This is a genomic window from Jiella soli (assembly GCF_020615385.1).
In the GTDB taxonomy this organism is placed as follows: Bacteria; Pseudomonadota; Alphaproteobacteria; order Rhizobiales; family Rhizobiaceae; genus VKMB-3413.
In genome coordinates, this window is sequence record NZ_JAJAVB010000008.1 from 1 (window position 1) to 21,761 (window position 21,761).

The window sequence follows — 21,761 nt, forward strand, 5'->3', positions numbered from 1 at the left end:
GCGACAACGTGACCATGGACGTGACGCTGATCGTTCCGATCGCGATGGAAGAGCGCCTGCGCTTCGCGATCCGCGAGGGCGGCCGCACCGTCGGCGCCGGCATCGTCGCTGCCATCGTCGAGTAAGTCTCGAAACTGACTGGGCGCGTCCCGGCCCGCCGGGACGCGCCTGTTGTTTGGACGATCGCCGACCGGCGGGCGGGAGCCTTCTCCCGCAATCGAATTGGCTGCTTTGAAAGATAAGCGTTCGGACAGGACCGGTTCGCCGGTCGGATCCGACGAGAGGACGAAAGACATGAACGGCCAGAATATCCGGATCCGCCTCAGGGCGTTCGACCACCGGGTCCTCGACGCCTCGACCCGCGAGATCGTGTCGACCGCCAAGCGGACCGGCGCGAATGTGCGGGGCCCGATCCCGCTGCCGACCCGGATCGAGAAATTCACGGTCAACCGCTCGCCGCACATCGACAAGAAGTCGCGCGAGCAGTTCGAAATGCGCACCCACAAGCGGCTTCTCGACATCGTCGATCCGACGCCGCAGACGGTCGATGCGCTGATGAAGCTCGACCTCGCCGCTGGCGTGGACGTCGAGATCAAGCTCTAAGGAGCGGCATGAACCGACCGGGCCACTGTGGCCCCTAAGGTTCCTCTGAAGAGAGAACGAGAAATGCGTTCAGGTGTAATAGCACAGAAGGTCGGCATGACCCGCGTCTACAACGACGCCGGCGAGCATGTTCCGGTCACCGTCCTGAAGGTGGAAAACCTGCAGGTCGTCGCCCAGCGGACCGTCGAGAAGAACGGCTATACCGCCGTCCAGCTCGGTGCGGGTCTCGCGAAGGTGAAGAACACGTCGAAGGCCATGCGCGGCGTCTTCGCTCAGGCCTCGGTCGAGCCGAAGCGCAAGATGGTCGAGTTCCGCGTCTCCGACGACAACATGATCGATGTTGGCGCCGAGATCACGGCCGATCACTTCGTCCCCGGGCAGATGGTCGACGTCACCGGCACGTCCATCGGTAAGGGCTTCGCCGGCGCGATGAAGCGCCACAACTTCGGTGGCCTCAGGGCAACCCACGGCGTGTCGGTCTCGCACCGCTCGCACGGTTCGACCGGACAGCGCCAGGATCCGGGCAAGGTCTTCAAGAACAAGAAGATGGCCGGCCATATGGGTCAGGTTCGCGTGACCACGCAGAACCTCGAGATCGTGCGGACCGATCCTGACAAGGGCCTGATCCTCGTGCGCGGCGCGGTGCCGGGTTCGAAGGGCGGCTGGATCGAGATCCGGGACGCCGTCAAGGCGACGCTTCCGGACAACGCGCCGAAGCCGGCTGCGCTGCGCCAGGCCGCGAACAACGAGACCGCCGATGGGGCCGCGGAAGCTTCCGAGGGAGCGGAATAATGGACATCACCATCAAGAACCTCGACGGCGCCGATGCCGGCACGGTGACACTCGCCGACGAGATCTTCGGTCTCGATCCGCGCGAGGACATCCTGCAGCGCATGGTCCGCTGGCAGCTGGCCAAGCGGCAGCAGGGCACGCATCAGACGCTCGGCCGCGCCGACATCGCGCGCACCGGTGCCAAGATGTACCGCCAGAAGGGCACCGGCCGGGCCCGTCACGGCGCGGCGCGCGCTCCGCAGTTCCGCGGCGGCGGCAAGGCCCACGGCCCGCAGACGCGCAGCCATGCGCATGACCTTCCCAAGAAGGTGCGGGCGCTGGCGCTGAGGCATGCGCTGTCGGCCAAGGCGAAGTCGGGCGGCATCGTCGTCATCGACGAGCTGATCGCGTCGGAAGCCAAGACCAAGGCGACAGTCAAGCGGCTGCAGGGTCTCGGTCTTGCCAACGCGCTGATCATCGGCGGCGCCGAGCTCGATCAGAACTTCGCGCGGTCGGCTCGCAACATTCCGCATATCGACGTTCTGCCGGTGCAGGGCATCAACGTCTACGACATTCTCCGCCGCCAGACACTGGTTCTGTCCAAGGCTGCGGTCGAGGCTCTTGAGGAGCGGTTCAAATGATCGATCTGCGCCATTACGACGTCATCACGAGCCCGGTGATCACCGAGAAGTCGACGCTTCTGTCGGAATCCAACCAGGTGGTCTTCAACGTCCCGAAGACGGCGACCAAGCCGGAGATCAAGGCGGCGGTGGAGAGCCTCTTCGGGGTCAAGGTCACCGCGGTGAACACGCTGGTCCGCAAGGGCAAGGTCAAGCGCTTCAAGGGCCGGGTCGGCCGCCAGAGCGATCAAAAGAAAGCCGTCGTCACGCTGGCCGAGGGCCAGTCGATCGACGTCTCGACCGGCCTTTGATCGGGACCGGAGGAACTTAAGCCATGGCACTGAAGAATTTCAAACCGAACACGCCGAGCCAGCGCCAGCTGGTCATCGTCGATCGCTCGGACCTGTGGAAGGGCAAGCCCATCAAGTCCCTCACCGAGGGCCTGACGCAGAAGGGCGGCCGCAACAACACCGGCCGTGTGACCGCGCGCTACCAGGGCGGCGGCCACAAGCGGACCTACCGGATCGTCGACTTCAAGCGGCGCAAGCTGGACGTGGTCGGTAAGGTCGAGCGGATCGAGTACGACCCGAACCGCACCGCCTTCATCGCGCTGATCAAGTATTCCGACGGTGAGGTCGCCTACGTCCTGGCGCCGCAGCGCCTGTCGGTCGGCGACGAGATCGTGGCAGGCCTGTCCGGCGTCGACGTCAAGCCCGGCAATGCGATGCCGCTCTCGGCGATCCCGGTCGGCACCATCATCCACAATGTGGAGATGAAGCCGGAGAAGGGCGGCCAGATCGCCCGGTCCGCCGGGTCCTACGCCCAGCTCGTCGGCCGCGACGCCGGCATGGCGATCCTGCGCCTCAACTCGGGTGAGCAGCGCCTCGTCCCGGCCTCGTGCTTCGCCACGGTCGGTGCGGTATCGAACCCGGACCACGGCAACATCAATCTCGGCAAGGCCGGCCGGTCGCGTTGGCTCGGCAAGCGCCCGCACGTTCGCGGCGTGGCCATGAACCCGGTCGACCATCCGCATGGCGGCGGTGAGGGCCGGACCTCGGGCGGCCGTCATCCGGTCTCGCCGTGGGGCAAGCCGACCAAGGGCAAGCGGACCCGCCAGAACAAGGCGACCGACAAGTTCATCATGCGCTCGCGCCATCAGCGTAAGAAGTAAGGGGAACTCCAAATGACACGTTCCGTCTGGAAGGGCCCGTTCGTCGATGGCTACCTTCTGAAGAAGGCCGACAAGGCGCGCGAGAGCGGCCGCAACGATGTGATCAAGATCTGGAGCCGGCGCTCGACGATCCTGCCGCAGTTCGTGGGACTGACCTTCGGGGTCTACAACGGCTCCAAGCACATCCCGGTCGCGATCAACGAAGACATGATCGGGCACAAGTTCGGCGAGTTCGCTCCGACGCGGACCTATTACGGCCACGGCGCCGACAAGAAGGCGAAGAGGAAGTAACGATGGGCAAGGCGAAAGCCGAGCGTCAGCTGAAGGATAACGAGGCGAAAGCAGTCGCCCGTACCATCCGCGTCAGCCCGCAAAAACTCAATCTCGTCGCCGCGATGATCCGCGGCAAGAGGGTCGACATGGCGCTTGCCGATCTGACCTTCTCGCGCAAGCGGATCGCCGAGACCGTCAAGAAGACGCTGGAAAGCGCCATTGCGAACGCCGAGAACAACCATGACCTCGACGTCGACGCGCTGTTCGTCGCCGAGGCCTATGTCGGCAAGTCGATCACGATGAAGCGCTTCCACGCTCGCGGTCGAGGCCGTGCCAGCCGGGTCGAGAAGCCGTTCTCGCACCTGACGATCGTGGTGCGCGAGAGGGCCGAAACCGAGGAGGCCGCATAATGGGTCAGAAGATCAATCCGACCGGTTTCCGGCTCGGCATCAACCGCACCTGGGATTCGCGCTGGTACGCAAACACCGGCGAGTACGGCGATCTCCTGCACGAGGATCTGAAGATCCGCGGCTATCTGCTCGAAGAGCTGAAGCAGGCGGCGGTCTCCAAGGTCGTGATCGAGCGTCCGCACAAGAAGTGCCGCATCACCATCCACTCGGCGCGCCCGGGTATCGTGATCGGCAAGAAGGGTGCTGACATCGAGAAGCTTCGCAAGAAGCTCGCCACGATGACCAAGGCCGAGACGCACATCAACATCGTCGAGGTCCGCAAGCCCGAGACCGATGCGACGCTGGTTGCGCAGTCGATCGCCCAGCAGCTGGAGCGCCGTGTGGCCTTCCGCCGTGCGATGAAGCGCGCCGTCCAGTCGGCCATGCGGCTCGGCGCCGAGGGCATCCGCATCAACTGCGGCGGCCGCCTCGGTGGTGCGGAGATCGCCCGCACCGAATGGTACCGCGAGGGCCGGGTGCCGCTACACACGCTGCGCGCCGACATCGACTACGGCACGGCCGAAGCCGTGACGGCCTACGGGATCTGCGGCGTCAAGGTGTGGATCTTCAAGGGCGAGATCCTGGAGCACGACCCGATGGCGTCCGAGCGCCGCCAGATCGAGGGCGACAGCCATGGTGGCGGCGGTGGCCGTCGTCGCGAGCACGCCTGAGCGGCTTTGAGAATTCGGAGTAGACAAGATGCTGCAGCCAAAGCGCACGAAGTACCGGAAGGCGTTCAAGGGACGCATTCACGGTGACGCCAAGGGCGGGACCAGCCTGAATTTCGGCGCGTTCGGCCTCAAGGCGATGGAGCCGGAGCGGGTAACCGCCCGGCAGATCGAGGCGGCCCGCCGCGCGATCACCCGCCAGATGAAGCGCCAGGGGCGCGTGTGGATCCGGATCTTCCCGGACCTGCCGGTAACGTCAAAGCCGACCGAAGTCCGCATGGGTAAGGGCAAGGGCGGCGTTGACTACTGGGCCGCGCGCGTTCATCCCGGGCGCATCATGTTCGAGATCGACGGCGTGCCCGAGGATGTCGCCCGCGAGGCCCTGCGTCTGGGCGCGGCCAAGCTGCCGGTCCGCACGCGCTTCATCCAGCGCATCGCCGAGTAAGGAGAGTTTGACGTGAAAGCTTCCGACGTCACCACTATGACTCAGGACGAACTCACCGATGAGCTCGCCAAGCTGAAGAAAGAGCAGTTCAACCTGCGTTTCCAGCGGGCCACCGGTCAGCTCGAGAACACCGCCCGCGTGCGCCAGGTGCGCCGCGACATCGCGCGGATCAAGACGATTTCCCGCCAGAAGGCGGCGAAGGCCGAGGCCTGAGGACCAAACCATGCCGAAACGCATTCTCCAGGGGACCGTGGTCTCCGATAAGAACGACAAGACGGTGGTCGTGCTGGTGGAGCGCCGCTTCACGCACCCGCTGTTCAAGAAGACGGTCCGTCGCTCCAAGCGCTACAAGGCGCATGACGAGACCAACCAGGTGAAGGTCGGCGACATCGTCTCCATCGAGGAGTCGCGGCCGATCTCCAAGGACAAGAGCTGGGTCGTCGTTTCGAGCGACGCTCAAGCAGCCAGTTAATCTCATGGCCGGTGAGGCGCCCAAGGCGCGCATCCCGGCAGCTAGCTCTGAAGGCGGCCTGACATGATTCAGATGCAAACAAACCTCGACGTCGCCGACAATTCCGGTGCGCGCCGTGTCATGTGCATCAAGGTTCTGGGCGGCTCGAAGCGGAAATATGCCTCCGTCGGCGACATCATCGTCGTCTCGGTCAAGGAGGCCATTCCGCGCGGCCGCGTGAAGAAGGGCGACGTGATGAAGGCCGTGGTGGTCAGGACCGCCAAGGACATCCGTCGCGCCGACGGCTCGGTGATCCGGTTCGACCGGAACGCCGCCGTCCTGATCGACAACAAGAAAGAGCCCGTCGGCACGCGTATCTTCGGCCCGGTTCCCCGCGAGCTTCGCGGCAAGAACCACATGAAGATCGTCTCGCTGGCGCCCGAAGTTCTATAAGAGGAGAGCGGACGATGCAGAAGATCCGCAAGGGCGACACGGTCGTCGTGCTCGCCGGCAAGGACAAGGGCCGGTCGGGCGAAGTCATGAAGATGATGCCGAAGGACGACAAGGCGCTTGTGCGCGGCGTCAACATGGTCAAGCGCCACCAGCGCCAGACGGCTTCGCAGGAAGCCGGCATCATTTCGAAGGAAGCTCCGATCCACCTGTCGAATCTCGCGGTCGCGGACCCGAAGGACGGCAAGGCCACCCGGATCGGCTTCAAGATCCTTGAGGACGGCACCAAGGTGCGCGTCGCCAAGCGCTCCGGGGAAGAGATCAATGGCTGAGACCGCAACCGCCTACGAGCCGCGGCTGAAGCGCGTCTATCGCGACGACATCCGCAAGGCGCTCCAGGAGGAGTTCTCCTACAAGAGCGAGATGCAGATTCCGCGCATCGACAAGGTCGTCATCAACATGGGCGTCGGCGAGGCCACGGGCGATTCCAAGAAGCCTTCGGTTGCCGCCGAGGACCTCGCCCGGATCGCCGGCCAGAAGCCGGTGATCACCAAGGCCACGAAGTCGATCGCCGGCTTCAAGGTCCGCGAGGGCATGCCGATCGGCTGCAAGGTCACGCTGCGGCGCGATCGGATGTACGAATTCCTGGACCGTCTGGTCCAGATCGCACTGCCGCGGGTTCGCGATTTCCGCGGCCTCAATCCCAAGAGCTTCGATGGCTGTGGCAACTTCGCCATGGGCATCAAGGAGCACATCGTGTTCCCCGAGATCAACTACGACAAGGTCGATCAGATGTGGGGCATGGACATCATCGTCTGTACGACGGCGCAGAACGACGACGAAGCGCGCGCCCTTTTGAAGGCGTTCAACTTCCCGTTCCGGCAGTGACCGGTCGCCAGTAACGGCAGACGAGCAAAGGACGACAAAATGGCCAAGAAGGGCATGATCGAGAAGAACAAGCACCGCGAGAAACTGGTGGCGAAATACGCCGCCAAGCGGGCTGCTCTCAAGGCGATCACCAAGAATGCCGACGCTCCGATGGACGAGCGGTTCCGGGCGCAGCTTGCGCTCGCCGAACTGCCGCGCAACGGGTCGAAGGTTCGCATCCGCAACCGCTGCGAGGTGACGGGTCGCCCCCGCGCCTATTATCGCAAGCTCAAGATGAGCCGTATCGCGCTGCGGGAACTCGGCAACAACGGCCAGATCCCCGGCATCGTCAAGTCGAGCTGGTAAGGAGGCATCGTCATGGCATTGTCTGATCCGCTCGGCGATATGCTGACCCGAATCCGCAACGCGGTCATGCGCAACAAGTCGTCGGTGCTCACGCCGGCGTCCAAGCTGCGCGCGCGCGTTCTCGACGTCCTCAAGGAAGAGGGCTACATCCGCGGCTACACCGAGACCGATTTCGGCAACGGGAAGGCGGAGTTCGAGATCGAGCTGAAGTATTACGAGGGCGCGCCGGTCATCCGCGAGATCGCCCGCGTGTCGAAGCCCGGTCGCCGGGTCTACGTTTCGGCGAAGACGATCCCGCAGGTCGCCAACGGCCTCGGCATCTCGGTCCTCTCCACCCCGAAGGGCGTGATGGCCGACCATAGCGCCCGTGAACAGAATGTCGGCGGCGAGGTGCTCTGCCGCGTCTTCTGACGCGGCAGCACGTTCGCCCTACGAACGGACAGGGTTTCGAAATGTCTCGTATTGGTAAGAAGCCGGTCGCCGTCCCCGCCGGCGTGACCGCAACCGTCGAGGGACAGACCGTCAAGGCCAAGGGGCCGAAGGGCGAGCTTTCCTTCGTGGTGAACGACGAAGTCCTGGTCAAGATGCAGGACGACGGGATCATGGTCGATCCTCGCGACCAGTCGAAGGAGGCGCGCTCGAAGTGGGGCATGTCCCGCACGATGATCGCGAACATCCTGGCAGGCGTGACCAAAGGCTTCGAGAAGAAGCTCGAGATCAACGGCGTCGGTTATCGTGCCTCCATGCAGGGCAAGAACCTGCAGCTGGCACTGGGCTTTTCGCACGATGTGATCTATCAGGTGCCGGAAGGCATCCAGATCCAGGTGCCGAAGCCGACCGAGATCGTGGTCTCCGGCATCAACAAGCAGCAGGTCGGCCAGGTCGCGGCGGAAATCCGCGAATATCGTGGTCCCGAGCCCTACAAGGGCAAGGGCGTGAAGTACGCGGATGAGACGATCGTCCGCAAGGAAGGCAAGAAGAAGTAAGGTCCGTCATGGCTACCACCAAGGAAATGCTGCGACGCCGGGCCTCGCGTATCCGCCGCTCGCTGAAGAAGGTGGCGAACGGCCGTCCGCGTCTGTCCGTGCATCGCTCTTCGAAGAACATCTATGCCCAGGTCATCGACGACGATGCCGGCCGCACGCTCGCGGCCGCTTCGACCCTCGATCCGAAGCTGCGCGAAGCGCTGAAGACCGGCGCCGACGTCGCCGCCGCTGCGGCGGTCGGCAAGCTCGTCGCCGAACGTGCGAAGGAAGCGGGCGTCACCGACGTCGTTTTCGATCGCGGCGCGTTCATCTACCACGGTCGGGTCAAGGCCCTGGCCGATTCGGCGCGCGAAGGCGGGCTGAACTTCTAAACCCATCCATGCCGACGGGCGGATCCGGAACACCGGGCCGCCCGTCGGCACGATTTCGCTGCGGGCGCCAAGTGCGCCCGTCAACTTTGGACGCCTCCGGAAAAAAACAAGGAACAGGATATGGCGCCTCGTAACGATCGCAACGATCGCCGCGACGATCACGACGACGGTTTCGTCGATAAGCTCGTCCACATCAATCGCGTCGCCAAGGTGGTCAAGGGTGGCCGTCGCTTCGGCTTTGCCGCTCTCGTCGTCGTTGGCGACCTCAAGGGCCGCGTCGGCTTCGGCCACGGCAAGGCCCGCGAAGTGCCCGAGGCGATCCGCAAGGCGACTGAATCGGCCAAGCGCGACCTGATCTTCGTGCCGCTGCGCGATGGCCGCACGCTGCATCACGACGCTTCCGGGCGCCACGGCGCAGGCAAGGTGCTGCTGCGCACCGCCGAGGCCGGTACCGGCATCATCGCCGGTGGTCCGATGCGCGCCGTGTTCGAAGCGGTCGGCATGCATGACGTCGTCGCCAAGTCGCTCGGCTCCTCGAATCCGTACAACATGGTTCGCGCCACTTTCGACGCGCTGAAGAACGCGACGCATCCCAAGGATGTCGCCGCTCGCCGCGGCATCAAGTACTCGACGCTTCAGGCCCGCCGCCGCGAAGCCGTCGGCGCCGCCGCTTCCTCCGCCGAAGAGTGATCGCCCGCGGGGCCGCGAGACGCGGCCCGCGCCTTGATTGAAGGAGCCAAATCATGGCCAAATCCAAATCCGCGGGCAAGACGGTCACCGTCGAACAGATCGCAAGCCCGCTGCGTCGCCCCGCCGATCAGCGCCAGACGCTTGTCGGCCTCGGGCTGAACAAGATGCATCGCCGCCGGACGCTCGAGGATACGCCGTCGGTTCGCGGCATGATCGCCAAGGTCGCCCATCTCGTTCGGGTGGTCGAAGAGGCGTAAGGGCCTGTCCCGGCCGGTGGCCTGCGCTGCCGATCCGGGTGTCACGGAACACGAATTGCCAGGGCATTCGCCGGCAAGGCCCGATGCAGGCCGGCCGCCGGATGCTTCAGGAGACAAGTCATGAAACTCAACGAGCTTTCCGACAAGGACGGCGCCACCCATTCCCGCAAGCGTCTCGGACGCGGCATCGGTTCGGGCAGCGGCAAGACCGGCGGTCGCGGCGTCAAGGGCCAGAAGGCGCGCTCCGGCGTCGCCATCAACGGCTTCGAGGGCGGCCAAATGCCGCTCTTTCGGCGCCTGCCGAAGCGCGGCTTCGTCAACATCTTCGCCAAGAACTACAATGTCGTTTCGGTTGGCCGCCTTCAGCAGGCCGTCGACGCCGGCAAGCTCGACGCGAAGGCGCCGGTCGATGGCGCGGCGCTCGTCGCCTCCGGCGTCCTGCGCCGCGAGAAGGACGGCGTTCGCCTGCTCGGCGACGGGGAGATCACCGTGAAGCTGACGATCACCGTCGCGGGCGCCTCCAAGTCGGCGATCGAGAAGGTGGAGAAGGCCGGCGGTTCGGTCACGACCACCGTGCCGGCCAAGTCCGAGGCCCCGGCCGAGGCGTAAGCCTCGACTTGCGTGCGACGTCCGCGCCGCTTATCTGACGGGCTCTCGGCAGCGAAGCCCGTCTTCTCAGCCCGAGGCCGGTCGGCCGCGTGACGCGACTCCCGGCTGATCCGCGGGACAACCGGAGACTTCCACGATATGGCATCGGCAGCGGAACAACTTGCCGCCAATCTCAATTTCTCGGCCTTCGGCAAGGCCGAGGACCTCAAGAAGCGCATCTGGTTCACGCTCGGTGCGCTTCTGGTCTACCGGCTCGGCACCTACATTCCGATGCCGGGCATCAATCCCGACGCTCTTGCCCAAGCCTTCGAGCAGCAGTCGACGGGCATCCTCGGCATGTTCAACATGTTCTCGGGCGGTGCCGTCGGTCGCATGGCGATCTTCGCGCTGGGGATCATGCCGTACATCTCGGCTTCGATCATCATTCAGCTGATGACCTCCGTCGTCCCCTCGCTCGAGAACCTCAAGAAGGAGGGCGAGCAGGGCCGCAAGGTCATCAACCAGTACACCCGCTACGGCACGGTTCTTCTCGCCACCGTCCAGGCCTACGGTATCGCCGCCGGCCTCGAGACGCAGGCGGGCATCGTTGTCGATCCGGGCTGGTTCTTCCGCGTCTCAGCCGTCATCACGCTGGTCGGCGGCACGATGTTCCTGATGTGGCTCGGCGAACAGATCACCTCGCGCGGCATCGGCAACGGCATCTCGCTGATCATCTTCGCCGGCATCGTCGCCCATCTGCCGTCTGCGATCGCGAATCTTCTCGAACTCGGCCGTACTGGCGCGCTGTCGACCATGGTGATCCTCCTGGTCGTCGTCGTCGCGATCGCCTGCATCGCGTTCATCGTGTTCTTCGAGCGCGCGCAGCGCCGGTTGCTGATCCAGTACCCGAAGCGCCAGGTCGGCAATCGCATGTTCCAGGGGGACACGTCGCACCTGCCGCTGAAGCCGAATACGTCGGGCGTCATTCCGCCGATCTTCGCGTCCTCGCTGCTTCTCTTGCCGGTGACGGTCGCGAATTTCTCGAACACGGCGAATCTGCCCGACTGGGCGACGGCGGTGATCGCATCGCTCGGCCACGGCCAGCCGCTCTATATGCTGGTCTATGCCGGGCTGATCGCCTTCTTCGCCTTCTTCTACACGGCCGTGGTCTTCAATCCGAAGGACACCGCCGACAATCTGAAGAAGCATGGCGGGTTCATTCCGGGCATCCGGCCAGGCGAGCGCACCGCGGAATATATCGACTACGTTCTCACGCGCATCACGGTCGTCGGCGCGATCTATCTGGTCCTGATCTGTCTATTGCCCGAATTTCTTATTTCGGCCGCTGGCGTTCCGTTCTATCTCGGAGGCACATCGCTACTGATCGTGGTGAGCGTGACGATGGATACGGTCGCGCAGATCCAGGGCCATCTTCTGGCGCATCAGTACGAGGGCCTCGTCAAGAAGGCGAAGCTGAGAGGGGGGAGACGAGGAGCCAGATGAGACTGATTTTACTTGGCCCGCCAGGAGCCGGGAAGGGAACGCAGGCGCAGCGCCTGATCGACCAGTACGCGATTCCGCAACTATCGACCGGCGACATGCTGCGCGCGGCGGTCGCCGCCAAGACGGAAGTCGGGGTGAAGGCCAAGGAGGTGATGGACGCCGGGCATCTCGTTTCCGACGAGATCGTCAACGCGATCGTTGCCGAGCGGATCGCCCAGTCCGACTGCGCCAACGGCTTCATTCTCGACGGCTATCCCCGCACGCTGAAGCAGGCGGATGCGGTCGAGGCGATGCTGAGGGACCGAAACCTGACTCTCGATCATGTCATCGAGATGCGCGTCGATGACGAGGTGCTGATCACGCGCGTCGCCGGCCGCTATTCCTGCGCCAAGTGCGGCAGCGTTTATCACGACACCGATCGCAAGCCCTCGGTCGAGGGCATCTGCGACCAGTGCGGTTCGACGGAGTTCAAGCGCCGGCCGGACGACAATGCCGAGACCATGCGCACGCGGCTGTGGAACTACTACAAGGATACCTCGCCGCTGGTCGGGTATTATCACTGCAAGGGGCTGCTGCGCTCCATCGACGGTATGCAGTCGGTGGAGGAGGTGACGGCGGCGATCGAGGCGATCGTCTCGCGCTGAGGCCGAAGCGGTACGCGAGTGCCGCTCGGTTGACTTGTCAAGCCCTTTTGATTTATAGCCTGCGCCATACGCGAATCCTTTGCGATCGGCGCGGGTCTTCGTTCGAGGAGATCGGCATCGGTCGTTTTTGGCCGTAGCGGCTCCCGATCTTGTATGGCTGGGGCCCTGTGCCCATCTAATTCTAGGAGAACGACGTGGCCCGTATCGCTGGCGTCAATATTCCGTCCAACAAGCGCGTCGTGATCGCGCTCCAGTACATTCACGGCATCGGCCCCGCCTTTGCCAAGCAGATCATGTCGAAGGCGAATCTCGGCGATGAACGCCGGGTCAACGACCTGACCGACGCCGAGGTTCTGCAGATCCGTGAGTTGATCGACCGCGACTATCAGGTCGAGGGCGATCTGCGCCGCGAGACGGCGATGAACATCAAGCGCCTGATGGATCTCGGCTGCTATCGCGGTCTGCGCCATCGACGTGGCCTGCCGGTGCGCGGTCAGCGGACCCACACCAATGCCCGCACCCGCAAGGGTCCGGCAAAGGCGATCGCCGGCAAGAAAAAGTAAGCTCGCGAGACGCCCTGCGCGCCTCTCGGTCCATATCGGGTTTCGCTCGGGTCTGTGCCTGGTTGTCGAATCCTCGATTGGGAATACGGCTGCAGGACGTCAGCGTTCTGGGCCATCGATTTGAATGAGACGTTGCGGCGGGCAGTTCGGTCCGTCGCAGGTGTAGCCGCCGGAATTACGGCGGTGTCGATATCACACAAGGCAGAGTGAATATGGCCAAGGAAACGCAGCGCGTTCGTCGCCGCGAGCGGAAGAACATCTCGTCGGGCGTCGCGCATGTGAACTCGACGTTCAACAACACGCTGATCACGATCACCGACGCGCAGGGCAACACGATTGCCTGGTCGTCGGCCGGTGCGCAGGGCTTCAAGGGCTCGCGCAAGTCGACGCCGTTCGCGGCGCAGATCGCAGCCGAGGATGCCGCCAAGAAGGCGCAGGAGCACGGCATGCGTACGCTGGAAGTCGAGGTCTGCGGGCCCGGTTCGGGCCGCGAGTCGGCTCTGCGCGCGCTGCAGTCGGCGGGCTTTACGATCACCTCGATCCGCGACGTGACCCCGATCCCGCACAACGGCGTTCGTCCGCGCAAGAAGCGCCGCGTCTGACGCGGCGCCGCCGCGGGGAGCGTTCGGCAGGAGCCGAGCTCGGCCGGGCAGGGCGCTCCCGCTGGCATTCACTGCCGGCTGGGCCATTTCGAGCGACGGACGGCCATGATGGCCGGCGTCGCTCTCGGAATTTCCGGGAAACGAGTTACGCTCCGCGCCGTGCCCCGGATTCAGACCTTTCGCCACGATTGGATGGTGGCGAGGAAACTGAGAGGCATTCCTCATGATTGCTAGCAACTGGCAAGATTTGACCAAGCCCAACCAGCTGGTCTTCAAGAACGACGGCAGCCGGTCGAAGGCGACGCTCGTGGCCGAGCCGCTGGAGCGGGGCTTCGGCCTGACGCTCGGCAACGCTCTGCGCCGCGTTCTTCTGTCCTCGCTGCGGGGCGCCTCGGTGACCGCCGTCCAGATCGACGGCGTTCTGCACGAGTTCTCCTCGATCCCTGGCGTGCGCGAGGACGTGACCGACATCGTCCTCAACGTCAAGGAAATCTGCATCTCGATGCAGGGCGAGGGTCCCAAGCGCATGGTCGTGCGCAAGCAGGGACCGGGCGTCGTGCGCGCCGGCGACATTCAGACCGTCGGCGACATCGAGGTCCTGAACCCCGAGCATGAGATCTGCACCCTCGACGAGGGCGCGGAGATCCGGATGGAGTTCACGGTCAACACCGGCAAGGGCTACGTCCCGGCCGACCAGAACCGCGCCGAGGATGCGCCGATCGGCCTGATCCCGGTCGATTCGCTGTTCTCGCCGGTCAAGAAGGTGTCCTACAAGGTCGAGAACACCCGCGAGGGTCAGGACCTGAACAAGGACAAGCTGACCATGACGATCGAGACCGATGGCTCGATCTCCGGCGAGGACGCCGTCGCCTATGCGGCGCGCATCCTGCAGGACCAGCTTTCGGTCTTCATCAACTTCGAGGAGCCGCAGCGCGATCAGCGGGCCGGCGGCGGTGTCGGTGCGGCGGACGAGCAGATCGCCGAACTCGCCTTCAACCCGGCGCTCCTCAAGAAGGTCGACGAGCTGGAGCTTTCGGTCCGCTCGGCGAACTGCCTGAAGAACGACAACATTGTCTATATCGGCGACCTGATCCAGAAGACCGAGGCGGAAATGCTCCGCACCCCGAACTTCGGGCGCAAGTCGCTGAACGAGATCAAGGAGGTCCTGGCCTCCATGGGTCTGCACCTCGGTATGGAAGTGCCGGCCTGGCCGCCGGAGAACATCGACGATCTGGCCAAGCGCTACGAAGACCAGTACTAGGATCTGACGCCTCGCCCGCCCAAGGCGGGCGGGGCGTTCGCATGCACAATCATTCAAAGGCACGGCGGCCTGTCGCCTCGCGGCAGGGACGCAAAGATACCGACCTCCGGCAACGTCCGGCTTCTTATCCGAAGGAAACACCACCATGCGCCACGCCAAACGCGGCCGTAAGCTCAATCGTACCGCCAGTCATCGTAAGGCGATGTTCGCCAACATGGCCGTATCCCTGATCACCCACGAGCAGATCGTGACGACGCTGCCGAAGGCGAAGGACCTGCGTCCGATCGTCGAGAAGCTGATCACGCTCGGCAAGCGCGGCGATCTCCATGCCCGCCGCCTCGCAGCGTCCCGCCTCCAGGACGATGCGGCGACCATCAAGCTGTTCGACACGCTCGCCAGCCGCTATGCCGAGCGCAATGGCGGCTACTGCCGGGTTCTCAAGGCCGGCTTTCGCCGCGGCGATAACGCTCCGCTGGCTGTCATCGAGTTCGTCGACCGTGATCCGAACGCCCGCGGCGCCGTTGATCGTGAGCGGCTCGAGGCCGAAGGCGAGCAGGACGCGGCCTGATCTGGCAGCGCCCGGGCTTTTCTGCCGGCGCGCATCCGATGGACGGACGTTAGCGATTTGGGGGCCCTTGCGGCCCCCTTTGTCGTTTCGGACGATGTCGATTCGAGAGACGTCGTCCCTGCGGCGATGCAGAAGGACGGCCCGCTTCGATTCGCTCCGTCCGCAGATGCCCTAGATTGAGATCGGGTACGGCTTCGAGAGGATCTCCAGCGTGGCGGACGATCGGGTTCTTCTGACCGGAATTTCCGGCTTCATCGGCAAGCATGTGGCCCTCGCCATGCTTGGCGCCGGCTTCCTGGTACGCGGGACGCTGCGCTCGCAGGGCAAGGCGGAGGCTGTGCGCGCCGCCTTGGCGGAGGCGGGCGCCGATCCGGCCCGGGTCGAATTCGCCGTCGCCGACCTGACGCGGGATGAGGGATGGCAGGAGGCGGCCGAAGGCTGCCGCTTCGTCGCCCATACCGCCTCCCCCTTTCCGGCCCGGCAGCCCCGCGATCGACAGGCGCTTGTCCCCATTGCCAAGGGCGGCACGCTGCGTGTCGTGCGCGCTGCCCTTGCCGCCGGCGCGGAGCGGTTGGTGCTGACTTCCTCGGTGGCCTCCGTCTATTACGGCCATCCGAGGCGCACGGAGCCGCGCTTTGGCGAAGAGGACTGGACCGACGTCACCAATGGCTCGGTCACCGCCTATGCCGTCTCCAAGACCGAAGCCGAACGCGCCGCCTGGGGTGCCGTCGACGGGACTGCGCTGCAGATGGCGGCGATCAATCCTGCGCTTGTTCTCGGTCCCTTGCTCGACGGGGAGGCGGGAACGTCGGCCCGGCTCGTCGCAATGATGATGAACGGACGGCTTCCGGCGGTCCCGAATGCCAGCTTCGGGATCGTCGACGTGCGCGATGTCGCGGAGGCCCATGCGTTGGCGCTGACGGTGCCCGGCGCCGCCGGGCACCGGTTCCTGCTGTCGGGCGGATCGATGACGCTGCTTGAGATCGCCAATGTCATGGCGGCGGAATATCCGGATCTCGCGCGACGGCTGCCCCGCTTCGTCCTGCCCGACGCGCTCGTGCGGATCGCGGCGCTGGTCGCGCCGGAGGCGCGCGCCCTGCGGGCCGAGCTTGGCCGGCGCAAGCAACTGGTCACGGATCCCGCCCAGAGAATCCTCGGACTGTCGTTTCGCTCCCCGCGGATTGCGGTGCGCGACATGGCCGAAAGCCTCGGGAAACGCGGACTCGTTAAGGAAGTCTGAACGAGCGATCTCGACGGCGGAACGGGGTTATCTTACTCTACGGAAATCAGGAGCCGTGGCGGATCCGGCCGTTTACCGTCATCCGGCTGAAATCCGGGACTGTGGCTCCGATGTCATCGTATCGGCCGTCGGCCCGTGCGATAGCGCAGCCGACACTGAAGCGGGGGTCTGCGAGAATCTGTTCGCGATGAGGCAACCTTCTGCGCCCTGGACTATTGTAAGGCAAAAAAGGGGCGTGCGGCACGCAGTCGTGCCAGAGTTTACGCGGTTGAAACAACTATAATGAATGATGCAACAATCAAAAACATCACGGGCCGGAGTTCCATGCGTCGTACCCTGTTGACCCTCCTCGGAGCGATCGCCGCTTTCGGGATTCTGACGGCGAGTTATGCGACCGCCGATCTGCCGGAACAGGTCCCGGCCGCGGCGGCTGCCGATCTCGGCTGAGCCCGCCTCAATCCAGTCTATCGAAAAGAGGGGCCCGCAAGGCCCCTTTTTTGCGCCGCACGTCTGCTCTAAAGCCAATACCGATCAAAGGTGACAGACGAAAAGACGGCCCATGCGCTCGATAGTTCTCGTTCTGGTCGCGCTTGTCGGCATCGGCGGTGCCTTCGCGGTGGCCAACCTCACCGACAGCGGGTCCTGGTCGCTGCGCGGCGATTCGCAGAGTTCCTCCGCCACCGCTGCGCCTGATGCAGGATCCACACACGCCCGAAGCGGAATTGCAGAACCCCGGGCCGATCCGGCTGAGCAGATGCAGGCGCAAGCGGGGGGCGGCGAACTCAGCGCCGCCGGCCCCCGGCCTTCGGTGACGCAGCCGGTTCCGGCAGTGCCCGTGCCCGCGACGGCGCCTGCGGAACAAGTTCCCCAGAGCCGGGCCGAGATCAATCTCACCTTCGCACCGCTGGTTCGCGAGACCGCTCCTGCCGTGGTCAATGTCTATGCCGCGCGCGCCGTGCCGCAACAGCGCTCGCCCTTTGCTGGTGATCCGTTCTTCGAGCAGTTCTTCGGCCAGCGCTACCAGAGCCGGCCCCGAATGGAGGCCTCGCTCGGCTCCGGCGTGATCATCGACCAGTCCGGGCTCGTCATCACCAACAATCACGTCGTCGAGAACGCCGACGAGGTGAAGATCGCCTTTTCGGACGGGCGCGAGTTTCAGACCACGGTCCTCTTGAAGGACAAGGACGTCGACCTGGCGGTGTTGAAGATCAAGGGGAAGGGGCCGTTCCCGACGCTTCCCATCGCCGATTCGGACGATCTCCAGATCGGCGATCTCGTACTCGCCATCGGCAATCCGTTCGGAATCGGCCAGACCGTGACCAACGGCATCGTTTCCGCTTTGGCGCGCAGCCATATCGGCGTCGATGACTTCGGCTTCTTCATCCAGACCGACGCGGCCATCAATCCCGGCAATTCCGGCGGCGCGCTGATCGACATGAGCGGGCGCCTCGTCGGCGTCAATTCGGCGATCTTCTCGCGCTCGGGCGGCTCGAACGGCATCGGATTTGCGATCCCGTCGAACATGGTGAAGACCTTCATCGCCGCCGCCAAGGCCGGCCATGGCTTCCAGCGGCCCTATGTCGGAGCGCAGTTCGCTTCCGTCACGCCGGACATCGCCGAGGCGATCGGGTTGAGCACGCCGACCGGGGCGCTGATTCAGGCGGTGACAAAGAAGGGGCCGGCCGCGAATGCCGGTCTGAAGGTCGGCGACGTCGTCCTCGCGGTCGGCGGGCGCACGATCGACAGTCCGGATGCGCTCTCCTACCGGCTCGCAACGACCGGGATCGGCAAGACCGTCGATCTCGAGATCCTGCGCGGCGAAGATCGGCTGCATGTCTCGCTGCCGCTCGAAGCCGCGCCCGAGATTCCGCCGCGAGACGAGCGCACGCTGTCCGGCAACGAACCCTTTTCCGGCGCGACCGTCCTCAACCTGTCGCCTCGGGTGGCGGAGAGCTTCGGGCTTTCGACCGACCAGACAGGGGTAATCGTCTCGGCCATCGCTGCCGGATCGATCGCCCAGCGTGTGGGCCTGCGGCCGGGCGACATCGTCCTCGCGGTGAACGGCCAGAAGGTCGACTCCACCAGCACTCTTGAGGAATTGTCGCGGCACGATTTTTCCGGCTGGCGCTTCGACATAGACCGCGGCGGCCAGCGCCTCACCCAGTACGTTCGCTGACATGGCGGATCTCTTCGGCGACGATCCCAAGCCATCGCGCCAGACCCCGGCGGAGAGCGCGCCGCGCGCCGCGCCGGTCCCCGCCGACGACCGCTCGCGGCCGCTCGCCGACCGGCTGCGACCGCAGACTCTTGCGGACGTCGTCGGCCAGGAGCATCTGACCGGCAAGGGAGGCGTCCTGTCGCGGATGCTGACGGCGGGAAGCCTCGGCTCGCTGATCTTCTGGGGGCCGCCCGGCACCGGCAAGACGACGGCCGCGCGGCTGCTGGCCGGCGAGGTCGATTACGCCTTCGAGCAGATCTCGGCGATCTTTTCCGGCGTCGCGGACCTGAAGAAGGTGTTCGAAGCTGCCCGGCTGCGGCGCTCCAATGGCCGGCGCACGCTGCTCTTCGTCGACGAGATCCATCGCTTCAACCGCGCCCAGCAGGACTCGTTTCTGCCGGTGATGGAGGACGGCACGGTTGTCCTCGTCGGGGCGACGACGGAGAACCCGTCCTTCGAGCTCAACGCTGCGCTTTTGTCGCGAGCAAGGGTTCTGACGTTCCGCCCGCACGGCCCCGAAAGCCTCGCCCGGCTTCTGGAACGGGCCGAGCGCGCGATGGGCCGGCCGCTGCCGGTAGACGAGGGCGGCCGCGCCGTGCTCCTGCGCCTTGCCGACGGCGACGGAAGGGCGATCCTGACGCTTGCCGAAGAAGTCTGGCGCGCCGCCGGATCGGATGAGATCTTCGACGCCGATGGCGTCCAAATCGTGGTCCAGCGCCGCGCGCCGGTCTACGACAAGAGCCAGGACGGCCACTACAATCTGATCTCGGCCCTCCACAAATCGGTGCGGGGATCGGATCCCGACGCCGCGCTCTACTGGCTTTGCCGGATGCTCGATGCCGGCGAGGACCCGCTCTATCTCGGCCGCCGGCTGGTGCGCATGGCGGCGGAAGACATCGGACTTGCCGATCCGCACGCGTTGACGATCGCGCTCGCGGCCAAGGACGCCTACGACTATCTCGGCTCGCCGGAGGGCGAACTCGCGCTCGCCGAGGCGACGGTCTATCTGGCGAGCGCGCCGAAATCCAACGCCGTTTACGTCGCCTACAAGGCGGCGATGCGGGCGGCGAAGGAGCACGGATCGCTGCTGCCACCGAAGCATATCCTGAACGCCCCGACGAAACTGATGAAAAGCGAGGGCTATGGTGGTGGTTACGAATACGACCATGATGCGCCCGGCGGTTTTTCGGGGCAGGATTATTTCCCCGAGGCCATGGGGCGTCACGACTTCTACCGTCCGACCGAGCGCGGAGCCGAAAAGAAACTGGGCGAACGGCTAAGGCATTGGTCCGAAATACGCCGGAACCGGCAGGAGAGGGGTTGAACGGCGGGAATATACGGGTTTTAAGCGGGTTCGATGTTGCCAAGGCGTTTTCGCGCTCCAAAATCATGGCAACAACAGGGCAGCCGTCGGCGCGCCGCTTCCGCTGCCGGACATGCGCAGTTGCCAGAATCCGTTCGCTACCGCGAGGTCCAGATGTCAGAAGACACCAGCCAACTGGCGGAATATTCCGTTACCGACTACGAAGTCGGACAGGACAATCTGCAGAGGTTCGGGCTGGACATTCACAATCCGGTCTTCCCGATCTCCGCCAGCGTGATCATCGCGCTCGTCGCCTTCACGCTTCTCTTCCCCGGCATGGCCGACGGCTTCTTCGGCTGGCTGCGCCCCGCGATCACCTCGACCTTCGACTGGCTCTTCCTGCTGGCGGGTGACGTCTTCGTTCTCTTCTGTCTCGTCCTCGTCGCCTCGCCGCTCGGCAAGATCAGGCTCGGGGGCAAGGACGCGCAGCCGGAATATGGCTATTTCGGCTGGTTCGCCATGCTGTTCGCCGCCGGCATGGGCATCGGCCTGATGTTCTACGGCGTCTCGGAGCCAATCACCCATTTCACCACGTCGATGGCAGGCGGGCCTGACGCGCCGCTGATGGGCGCTGCTGGCGACACCGAGGCGGCCCGCCGCCTCGGCATGGCCGCGACGATCTACCATTGGGCGCTGCATCCCTGGGCGATCTACGCTGTGGTCGCGCTGGCGCTCGCCTTCTTCAGCTACAATTGGGGCCTGCCGCTCACCATGCGGTCCGCCTTCTATCCGCTGCTGAAGGAGCGGGTCTGGGGCTGGCCCGGCCATCTCATCGACATCCTGGCGGTGTTCGCTACGCTGTTCGGCCTTGCCACCTCACTCGGCTTCGGTGCCGAACAGGCGGTGGCCGGCCTCAACTATCTCTTCGGCGTGCCCGACACGATGCTCTCCAACATCGTGCTCATCGTGCTGATCACCGGCGCGGCGTTGACCTCGGTCGTCGCGGGCCTGGACAGCGGCGTGAAGCGGCTGTCGGAGATCAACATGGTGCTGGCGCTCATCCTCCTGCTCTTCGTCTTCTTCGTCGGTCCGACGGTCGACCTTCTGCGGGGCTTCGTCGGCAACACGGTAGCCTATTTCACGAACGTCATCCCGCTGTCGAACCCGTTCGGCCGCATGGATGACGGCTATCGCACCGGCTGGACGACCTTCTACTGGGCCTGGTGGATGAGCTGGTCACCCTTCGTCGGAATGTTCATCGCCCGGGTCTCCCGCGGCCGTTCCGTGCGCGAGTTCATCACCTGCGTCCTGATCATCCCGACGGCGGTCTCGATCATCTGGATGACCGTCTTCGGCGGGACCGCCCTGACCGAGACGATCGGCGGCTTTTCGGGCATCGTCGATGTCGCGCTCGAGGTGAAGCTCTTCGAGATGCTGGCCCAGCTGCCGCTGAACGCGATCACGTCCTTCATCGGCATCGTCCTGGTCATCGTCTTCTTCGTCACCTCCTCGGATTCCGGCTCGCTGGTGATCGACACGATCACCGCCGGCGGGAAGGTCGACGCGCCGGTTCCCCAGCGCATCTTCTGGGCGACCTTCGAGGGGCTGGTCGCGATCACGCTGCTTCTCGGCGGCGGTCTCGGGGCGCTGCAGGCGGCTGCCATCGCGACGGGCTTTCCCTTCGCGATACTCCTGCTGGTCCTCTGCTGGTCGACCTTCCGTGGTCTTCTGGCGGAACGGCGCCATCCCTTCCTGCAGAACGCTCGCGCCGAGGCGCGCGCCGCGGAATAGACGGTGTTCTCCCGCCGCGGCACCGATTCGCCGCGCCGGGAG

Annotated in this window: 33 protein-coding genes; all 33 read left to right on the forward strand. The window is 64.9% G+C overall.

The window, feature by feature from the left end:
* Positions 1–125, forward strand: a 125-nt coding sequence (locus LH400_RS05230) for an EF-Tu C-terminal domain-related protein (RefSeq protein ID WP_491014609.1), incomplete at its 5' end; no start/stop codon positions are given.
* A 169-nt stretch (positions 126–294) separates the two neighbouring features.
* The gene (gene rpsJ, locus LH400_RS05235) at positions 295–603 is read left to right on the forward strand and encodes a 30S ribosomal protein S10 (RefSeq protein ID WP_229151622.1); all 309 of its coding nucleotides are present in this window, start codon (positions 295–297) and stop codon (positions 601–603) included.
* 63 nt (positions 604–666) lie between these two features.
* On the forward strand, positions 667–1,395 hold the full coding sequence (rplC, locus tag LH400_RS05240; protein ID WP_229151623.1) for a 50S ribosomal protein L3: 729 nt from the start codon (positions 667–669) through the stop codon (positions 1,393–1,395).
* Complete coding sequence (gene rplD, locus LH400_RS05245; protein WP_229151624.1) at positions 1,395–2,015, forward strand: 50S ribosomal protein L4; 621 nt, start codon at positions 1,395–1,397, stop codon at positions 2,013–2,015. The genes rplC and rplD overlap by 1 nt, the downstream gene beginning before the upstream one ends.
* Positions 2,012–2,305, forward strand: coding sequence for a 50S ribosomal protein L23 (locus LH400_RS05250; protein ID WP_229151625.1), 294 nt, complete (start codon positions 2,012–2,014; stop codon positions 2,303–2,305). Before rplD ends, LH400_RS05250 begins: the two co-directional genes overlap by 4 nt.
* 23 nt (positions 2,306–2,328) lie before the next feature.
* On the forward strand, positions 2,329–3,165 hold the full coding sequence (gene rplB, locus LH400_RS05255; RefSeq protein WP_229151626.1) for a 50S ribosomal protein L2: 837 nt from the start codon (positions 2,329–2,331) through the stop codon (positions 3,163–3,165).
* Between the two features lie 12 nt (positions 3,166–3,177).
* Positions 3,178–3,456 carry a 30S ribosomal protein S19 gene (gene rpsS, locus LH400_RS05260; protein WP_229151627.1) on the forward strand — a complete coding sequence of 93 codons (279 nt, stop codon included), beginning with the start codon at positions 3,178–3,180 and terminating at the stop codon, positions 3,454–3,456.
* Between the two features lie 2 nt (positions 3,457–3,458).
* Positions 3,459–3,848, forward strand: coding sequence for a 50S ribosomal protein L22 (gene rplV / locus LH400_RS05265; protein ID WP_229151628.1), 390 nt, complete (start codon positions 3,459–3,461; stop codon positions 3,846–3,848).
* Positions 3,848–4,558: a 30S ribosomal protein S3 gene (gene rpsC / locus LH400_RS05270; protein WP_229151629.1), complete on the forward strand. Its 711-nt coding sequence runs from the start codon at positions 3,848–3,850 to the stop codon at positions 4,556–4,558. Before rplV ends, rpsC begins: the two co-directional genes overlap by 1 nt.
* Before the next feature lie 28 nt (positions 4,559–4,586).
* Complete coding sequence (rplP, locus tag LH400_RS05275; RefSeq protein ID WP_229151630.1) at positions 4,587–5,000, forward strand: 50S ribosomal protein L16; 414 nt, start codon at positions 4,587–4,589, stop codon at positions 4,998–5,000.
* Between the two features lie 12 nt (positions 5,001–5,012).
* On the forward strand, positions 5,013–5,213 hold the full coding sequence (rpmC, locus tag LH400_RS05280; protein ID WP_229151631.1) for a 50S ribosomal protein L29: 201 nt from the start codon (positions 5,013–5,015) through the stop codon (positions 5,211–5,213).
* A 10-nt stretch (positions 5,214–5,223) separates the two neighbouring features.
* Positions 5,224–5,472 carry a 30S ribosomal protein S17 gene (gene rpsQ / locus LH400_RS05285; RefSeq protein WP_229151632.1) on the forward strand — a complete coding sequence of 83 codons (249 nt, stop codon included), beginning with the start codon at positions 5,224–5,226 and terminating at the stop codon, positions 5,470–5,472.
* 63 nt (positions 5,473–5,535) lie between these two features.
* Positions 5,536–5,904, forward strand: coding sequence for a 50S ribosomal protein L14 (rplN, locus tag LH400_RS05290; protein ID WP_229151633.1), 369 nt, complete (start codon positions 5,536–5,538; stop codon positions 5,902–5,904).
* 14 nt (positions 5,905–5,918) lie between these two features.
* Complete coding sequence (gene rplX, locus LH400_RS05295; RefSeq protein ID WP_229151634.1) at positions 5,919–6,233, forward strand: 50S ribosomal protein L24; 315 nt, start codon at positions 5,919–5,921, stop codon at positions 6,231–6,233.
* Entirely contained in the window at positions 6,226–6,789 is a 564-nt protein-coding gene (rplE, locus tag LH400_RS05300; protein WP_229151635.1) for a 50S ribosomal protein L5, read from the forward strand. The genes rplX and rplE overlap by 8 nt, the downstream gene beginning before the upstream one ends.
* A gap of 39 nt (positions 6,790–6,828) precedes the next feature.
* Complete coding sequence (gene rpsN, locus LH400_RS05305; RefSeq protein ID WP_229151636.1) at positions 6,829–7,134, forward strand: 30S ribosomal protein S14; 306 nt, start codon at positions 6,829–6,831, stop codon at positions 7,132–7,134.
* 12 nt (positions 7,135–7,146) lie between these two features.
* Positions 7,147–7,545, forward strand: a complete 399-nt coding sequence (rpsH, locus tag LH400_RS05310) for a 30S ribosomal protein S8 (RefSeq protein WP_229151637.1) — start codon at positions 7,147–7,149, stop codon at positions 7,543–7,545.
* 41 nt (positions 7,546–7,586) lie between these two features.
* Entirely contained in the window at positions 7,587–8,120 is a 534-nt protein-coding gene (gene rplF, locus LH400_RS05315; protein ID WP_229151638.1) for a 50S ribosomal protein L6, read from the forward strand.
* Positions 8,121–8,128: 8 nt separating this feature from the next.
* Positions 8,129–8,491: a 50S ribosomal protein L18 gene (rplR, locus tag LH400_RS05320; RefSeq protein ID WP_229151639.1), complete on the forward strand. Its 363-nt coding sequence runs from the start codon at positions 8,129–8,131 to the stop codon at positions 8,489–8,491.
* A gap of 120 nt (positions 8,492–8,611) precedes the next feature.
* Complete coding sequence (rpsE, locus tag LH400_RS05325; RefSeq protein ID WP_229151640.1) at positions 8,612–9,181, forward strand: 30S ribosomal protein S5; 570 nt, start codon at positions 8,612–8,614, stop codon at positions 9,179–9,181.
* 53 nt (positions 9,182–9,234) lie between these two features.
* Positions 9,235–9,438: a 50S ribosomal protein L30 gene (gene rpmD / locus LH400_RS05330; RefSeq protein WP_229151641.1), complete on the forward strand. Its 204-nt coding sequence runs from the start codon at positions 9,235–9,237 to the stop codon at positions 9,436–9,438.
* Positions 9,439–9,558: 120 nt separating this feature from the next.
* Positions 9,559–10,047, forward strand: coding sequence for a 50S ribosomal protein L15 (gene rplO, locus LH400_RS05335; RefSeq protein ID WP_229151642.1), 489 nt, complete (start codon positions 9,559–9,561; stop codon positions 10,045–10,047).
* A gap of 138 nt (positions 10,048–10,185) precedes the next feature.
* On the forward strand, positions 10,186–11,529 hold the full coding sequence (gene secY / locus LH400_RS05340) for a preprotein translocase subunit SecY (protein WP_229151643.1): 1,344 nt from the start codon (positions 10,186–10,188) through the stop codon (positions 11,527–11,529).
* The gene (locus LH400_RS05345; protein WP_229151644.1) at positions 11,526–12,173 is read left to right on the forward strand and encodes an adenylate kinase; all 648 of its coding nucleotides are present in this window, start codon (positions 11,526–11,528) and stop codon (positions 12,171–12,173) included. The genes secY and LH400_RS05345 overlap by 4 nt, the downstream gene beginning before the upstream one ends.
* A gap of 194 nt (positions 12,174–12,367) precedes the next feature.
* Positions 12,368–12,736, forward strand: coding sequence for a 30S ribosomal protein S13 (gene rpsM / locus LH400_RS05350; RefSeq protein WP_229151645.1), 369 nt, complete (start codon positions 12,368–12,370; stop codon positions 12,734–12,736).
* 212 nt (positions 12,737–12,948) lie between these two features.
* Positions 12,949–13,338 carry a 30S ribosomal protein S11 gene (gene rpsK, locus LH400_RS05355; protein ID WP_229151646.1) on the forward strand — a complete coding sequence of 130 codons (390 nt, stop codon included), beginning with the start codon at positions 12,949–12,951 and terminating at the stop codon, positions 13,336–13,338.
* A 223-nt stretch (positions 13,339–13,561) separates the two neighbouring features.
* Positions 13,562–14,599 carry a DNA-directed RNA polymerase subunit alpha gene (locus tag LH400_RS05360; protein ID WP_229151647.1) on the forward strand — a complete coding sequence of 346 codons (1,038 nt, stop codon included), beginning with the start codon at positions 13,562–13,564 and terminating at the stop codon, positions 14,597–14,599.
* A gap of 145 nt (positions 14,600–14,744) precedes the next feature.
* A complete protein-coding gene (rplQ, locus tag LH400_RS05365) occupies positions 14,745–15,167 on the forward strand; it encodes a 50S ribosomal protein L17 (RefSeq protein ID WP_229151648.1) in 423 nt (140 codons plus the stop codon).
* A gap of 211 nt (positions 15,168–15,378) precedes the next feature.
* Positions 15,379–16,407, forward strand: a complete 1,029-nt coding sequence (locus LH400_RS05370) for an NAD-dependent epimerase/dehydratase family protein (RefSeq protein ID WP_229151649.1) — start codon at positions 15,379–15,381, stop codon at positions 16,405–16,407.
* A gap of 324 nt (positions 16,408–16,731) precedes the next feature.
* Positions 16,732–16,854: a hypothetical protein gene (locus LH400_RS25955; protein WP_255616838.1), complete on the forward strand. Its 123-nt coding sequence runs from the start codon at positions 16,732–16,734 to the stop codon at positions 16,852–16,854.
* A 112-nt stretch (positions 16,855–16,966) separates the two neighbouring features.
* Positions 16,967–18,583: a DegQ family serine endoprotease gene (locus LH400_RS05375; protein ID WP_229151650.1), complete on the forward strand. Its 1,617-nt coding sequence runs from the start codon at positions 16,967–16,969 to the stop codon at positions 18,581–18,583.
* A gap of 1 nt (position 18,584) precedes the next feature.
* A complete protein-coding gene (locus LH400_RS05380) occupies positions 18,585–19,949 on the forward strand; it encodes a replication-associated recombination protein A (RefSeq protein ID WP_229151651.1) in 1,365 nt (454 codons plus the stop codon).
* A gap of 153 nt (positions 19,950–20,102) precedes the next feature.
* Positions 20,103–21,719 carry a BCCT family transporter gene (locus LH400_RS05385; RefSeq protein WP_229151652.1) on the forward strand — a complete coding sequence of 539 codons (1,617 nt, stop codon included), beginning with the start codon at positions 20,103–20,105 and terminating at the stop codon, positions 21,717–21,719.
* Positions 21,720–21,761: the final 42 nt, after the last annotated feature.

Bases quoted from the DNA above. Each gene is read 5' to 3' on its own strand.
- rpsJ (WP_229151622.1), top strand. From the start codon at position 295: ATGAACGGCCAGAATATCCGGATCCGCCTCAGGGCGTTCGACCACCGG.
- rplC (WP_229151623.1), top strand. From the start codon at position 667: ATGCGTTCAGGTGTAATAGCACAGAAGGTCGGCATGACCCGCGTCTAC.
- rplD (WP_229151624.1), top strand. From the start codon at position 1,395: ATGGACATCACCATCAAGAACCTCGACGGCGCCGATGCCGGCACGGTG.
- LH400_RS05250 (WP_229151625.1), top strand. From the start codon at position 2,012: ATGATCGATCTGCGCCATTACGACGTCATCACGAGCCCGGTGATCACC.
- rplB (WP_229151626.1), top strand. From the start codon at position 2,329: ATGGCACTGAAGAATTTCAAACCGAACACGCCGAGCCAGCGCCAGCTG.
- rpsS (WP_229151627.1), top strand. From the start codon at position 3,178: ATGACACGTTCCGTCTGGAAGGGCCCGTTCGTCGATGGCTACCTTCTG.
- rplV (WP_229151628.1), top strand. From the start codon at position 3,459: ATGGGCAAGGCGAAAGCCGAGCGTCAGCTGAAGGATAACGAGGCGAAA.
- rpsC (WP_229151629.1), top strand. From the start codon at position 3,848: ATGGGTCAGAAGATCAATCCGACCGGTTTCCGGCTCGGCATCAACCGC.
- rplP (WP_229151630.1), top strand. From the start codon at position 4,587: ATGCTGCAGCCAAAGCGCACGAAGTACCGGAAGGCGTTCAAGGGACGC.
- rpsQ (WP_229151632.1), top strand. From the start codon at position 5,224: ATGCCGAAACGCATTCTCCAGGGGACCGTGGTCTCCGATAAGAACGAC.
- rplN (WP_229151633.1), top strand. From the start codon at position 5,536: ATGATTCAGATGCAAACAAACCTCGACGTCGCCGACAATTCCGGTGCG.
- rplX (WP_229151634.1), top strand. From the start codon at position 5,919: ATGCAGAAGATCCGCAAGGGCGACACGGTCGTCGTGCTCGCCGGCAAG.
- rplE (WP_229151635.1), top strand. From the start codon at position 6,226: ATGGCTGAGACCGCAACCGCCTACGAGCCGCGGCTGAAGCGCGTCTAT.
- rpsN (WP_229151636.1), top strand. From the start codon at position 6,829: ATGGCCAAGAAGGGCATGATCGAGAAGAACAAGCACCGCGAGAAACTG.
- rpsH (WP_229151637.1), top strand. From the start codon at position 7,147: ATGGCATTGTCTGATCCGCTCGGCGATATGCTGACCCGAATCCGCAAC.
- rplF (WP_229151638.1), top strand. From the start codon at position 7,587: ATGTCTCGTATTGGTAAGAAGCCGGTCGCCGTCCCCGCCGGCGTGACC.
- rplR (WP_229151639.1), top strand. From the start codon at position 8,129: ATGGCTACCACCAAGGAAATGCTGCGACGCCGGGCCTCGCGTATCCGC.
- rpsE (WP_229151640.1), top strand. From the start codon at position 8,612: ATGGCGCCTCGTAACGATCGCAACGATCGCCGCGACGATCACGACGAC.
- rpmD (WP_229151641.1), top strand. From the start codon at position 9,235: ATGGCCAAATCCAAATCCGCGGGCAAGACGGTCACCGTCGAACAGATC.
- rplO (WP_229151642.1), top strand. From the start codon at position 9,559: ATGAAACTCAACGAGCTTTCCGACAAGGACGGCGCCACCCATTCCCGC.
- secY (WP_229151643.1), top strand. From the start codon at position 10,186: ATGGCATCGGCAGCGGAACAACTTGCCGCCAATCTCAATTTCTCGGCC.
- LH400_RS05345 (WP_229151644.1), top strand. From the start codon at position 11,526: ATGAGACTGATTTTACTTGGCCCGCCAGGAGCCGGGAAGGGAACGCAG.
- rpsK (WP_229151646.1), top strand. From the start codon at position 12,949: ATGGCCAAGGAAACGCAGCGCGTTCGTCGCCGCGAGCGGAAGAACATC.
- LH400_RS05360 (WP_229151647.1), top strand. From the start codon at position 13,562: ATGATTGCTAGCAACTGGCAAGATTTGACCAAGCCCAACCAGCTGGTC.
- rplQ (WP_229151648.1), top strand. From the start codon at position 14,745: ATGCGCCACGCCAAACGCGGCCGTAAGCTCAATCGTACCGCCAGTCAT.
- LH400_RS25955 (WP_255616838.1), top strand. From the start codon at position 16,732: ATGCGTCGTACCCTGTTGACCCTCCTCGGAGCGATCGCCGCTTTCGGG.
- LH400_RS05375 (WP_229151650.1), top strand. From the start codon at position 16,967: ATGCGCTCGATAGTTCTCGTTCTGGTCGCGCTTGTCGGCATCGGCGGT.
- LH400_RS05380 (WP_229151651.1), top strand. From the start codon at position 18,585: ATGGCGGATCTCTTCGGCGACGATCCCAAGCCATCGCGCCAGACCCCG.
- LH400_RS05385 (WP_229151652.1), top strand. From the start codon at position 20,103: ATGTCAGAAGACACCAGCCAACTGGCGGAATATTCCGTTACCGACTAC.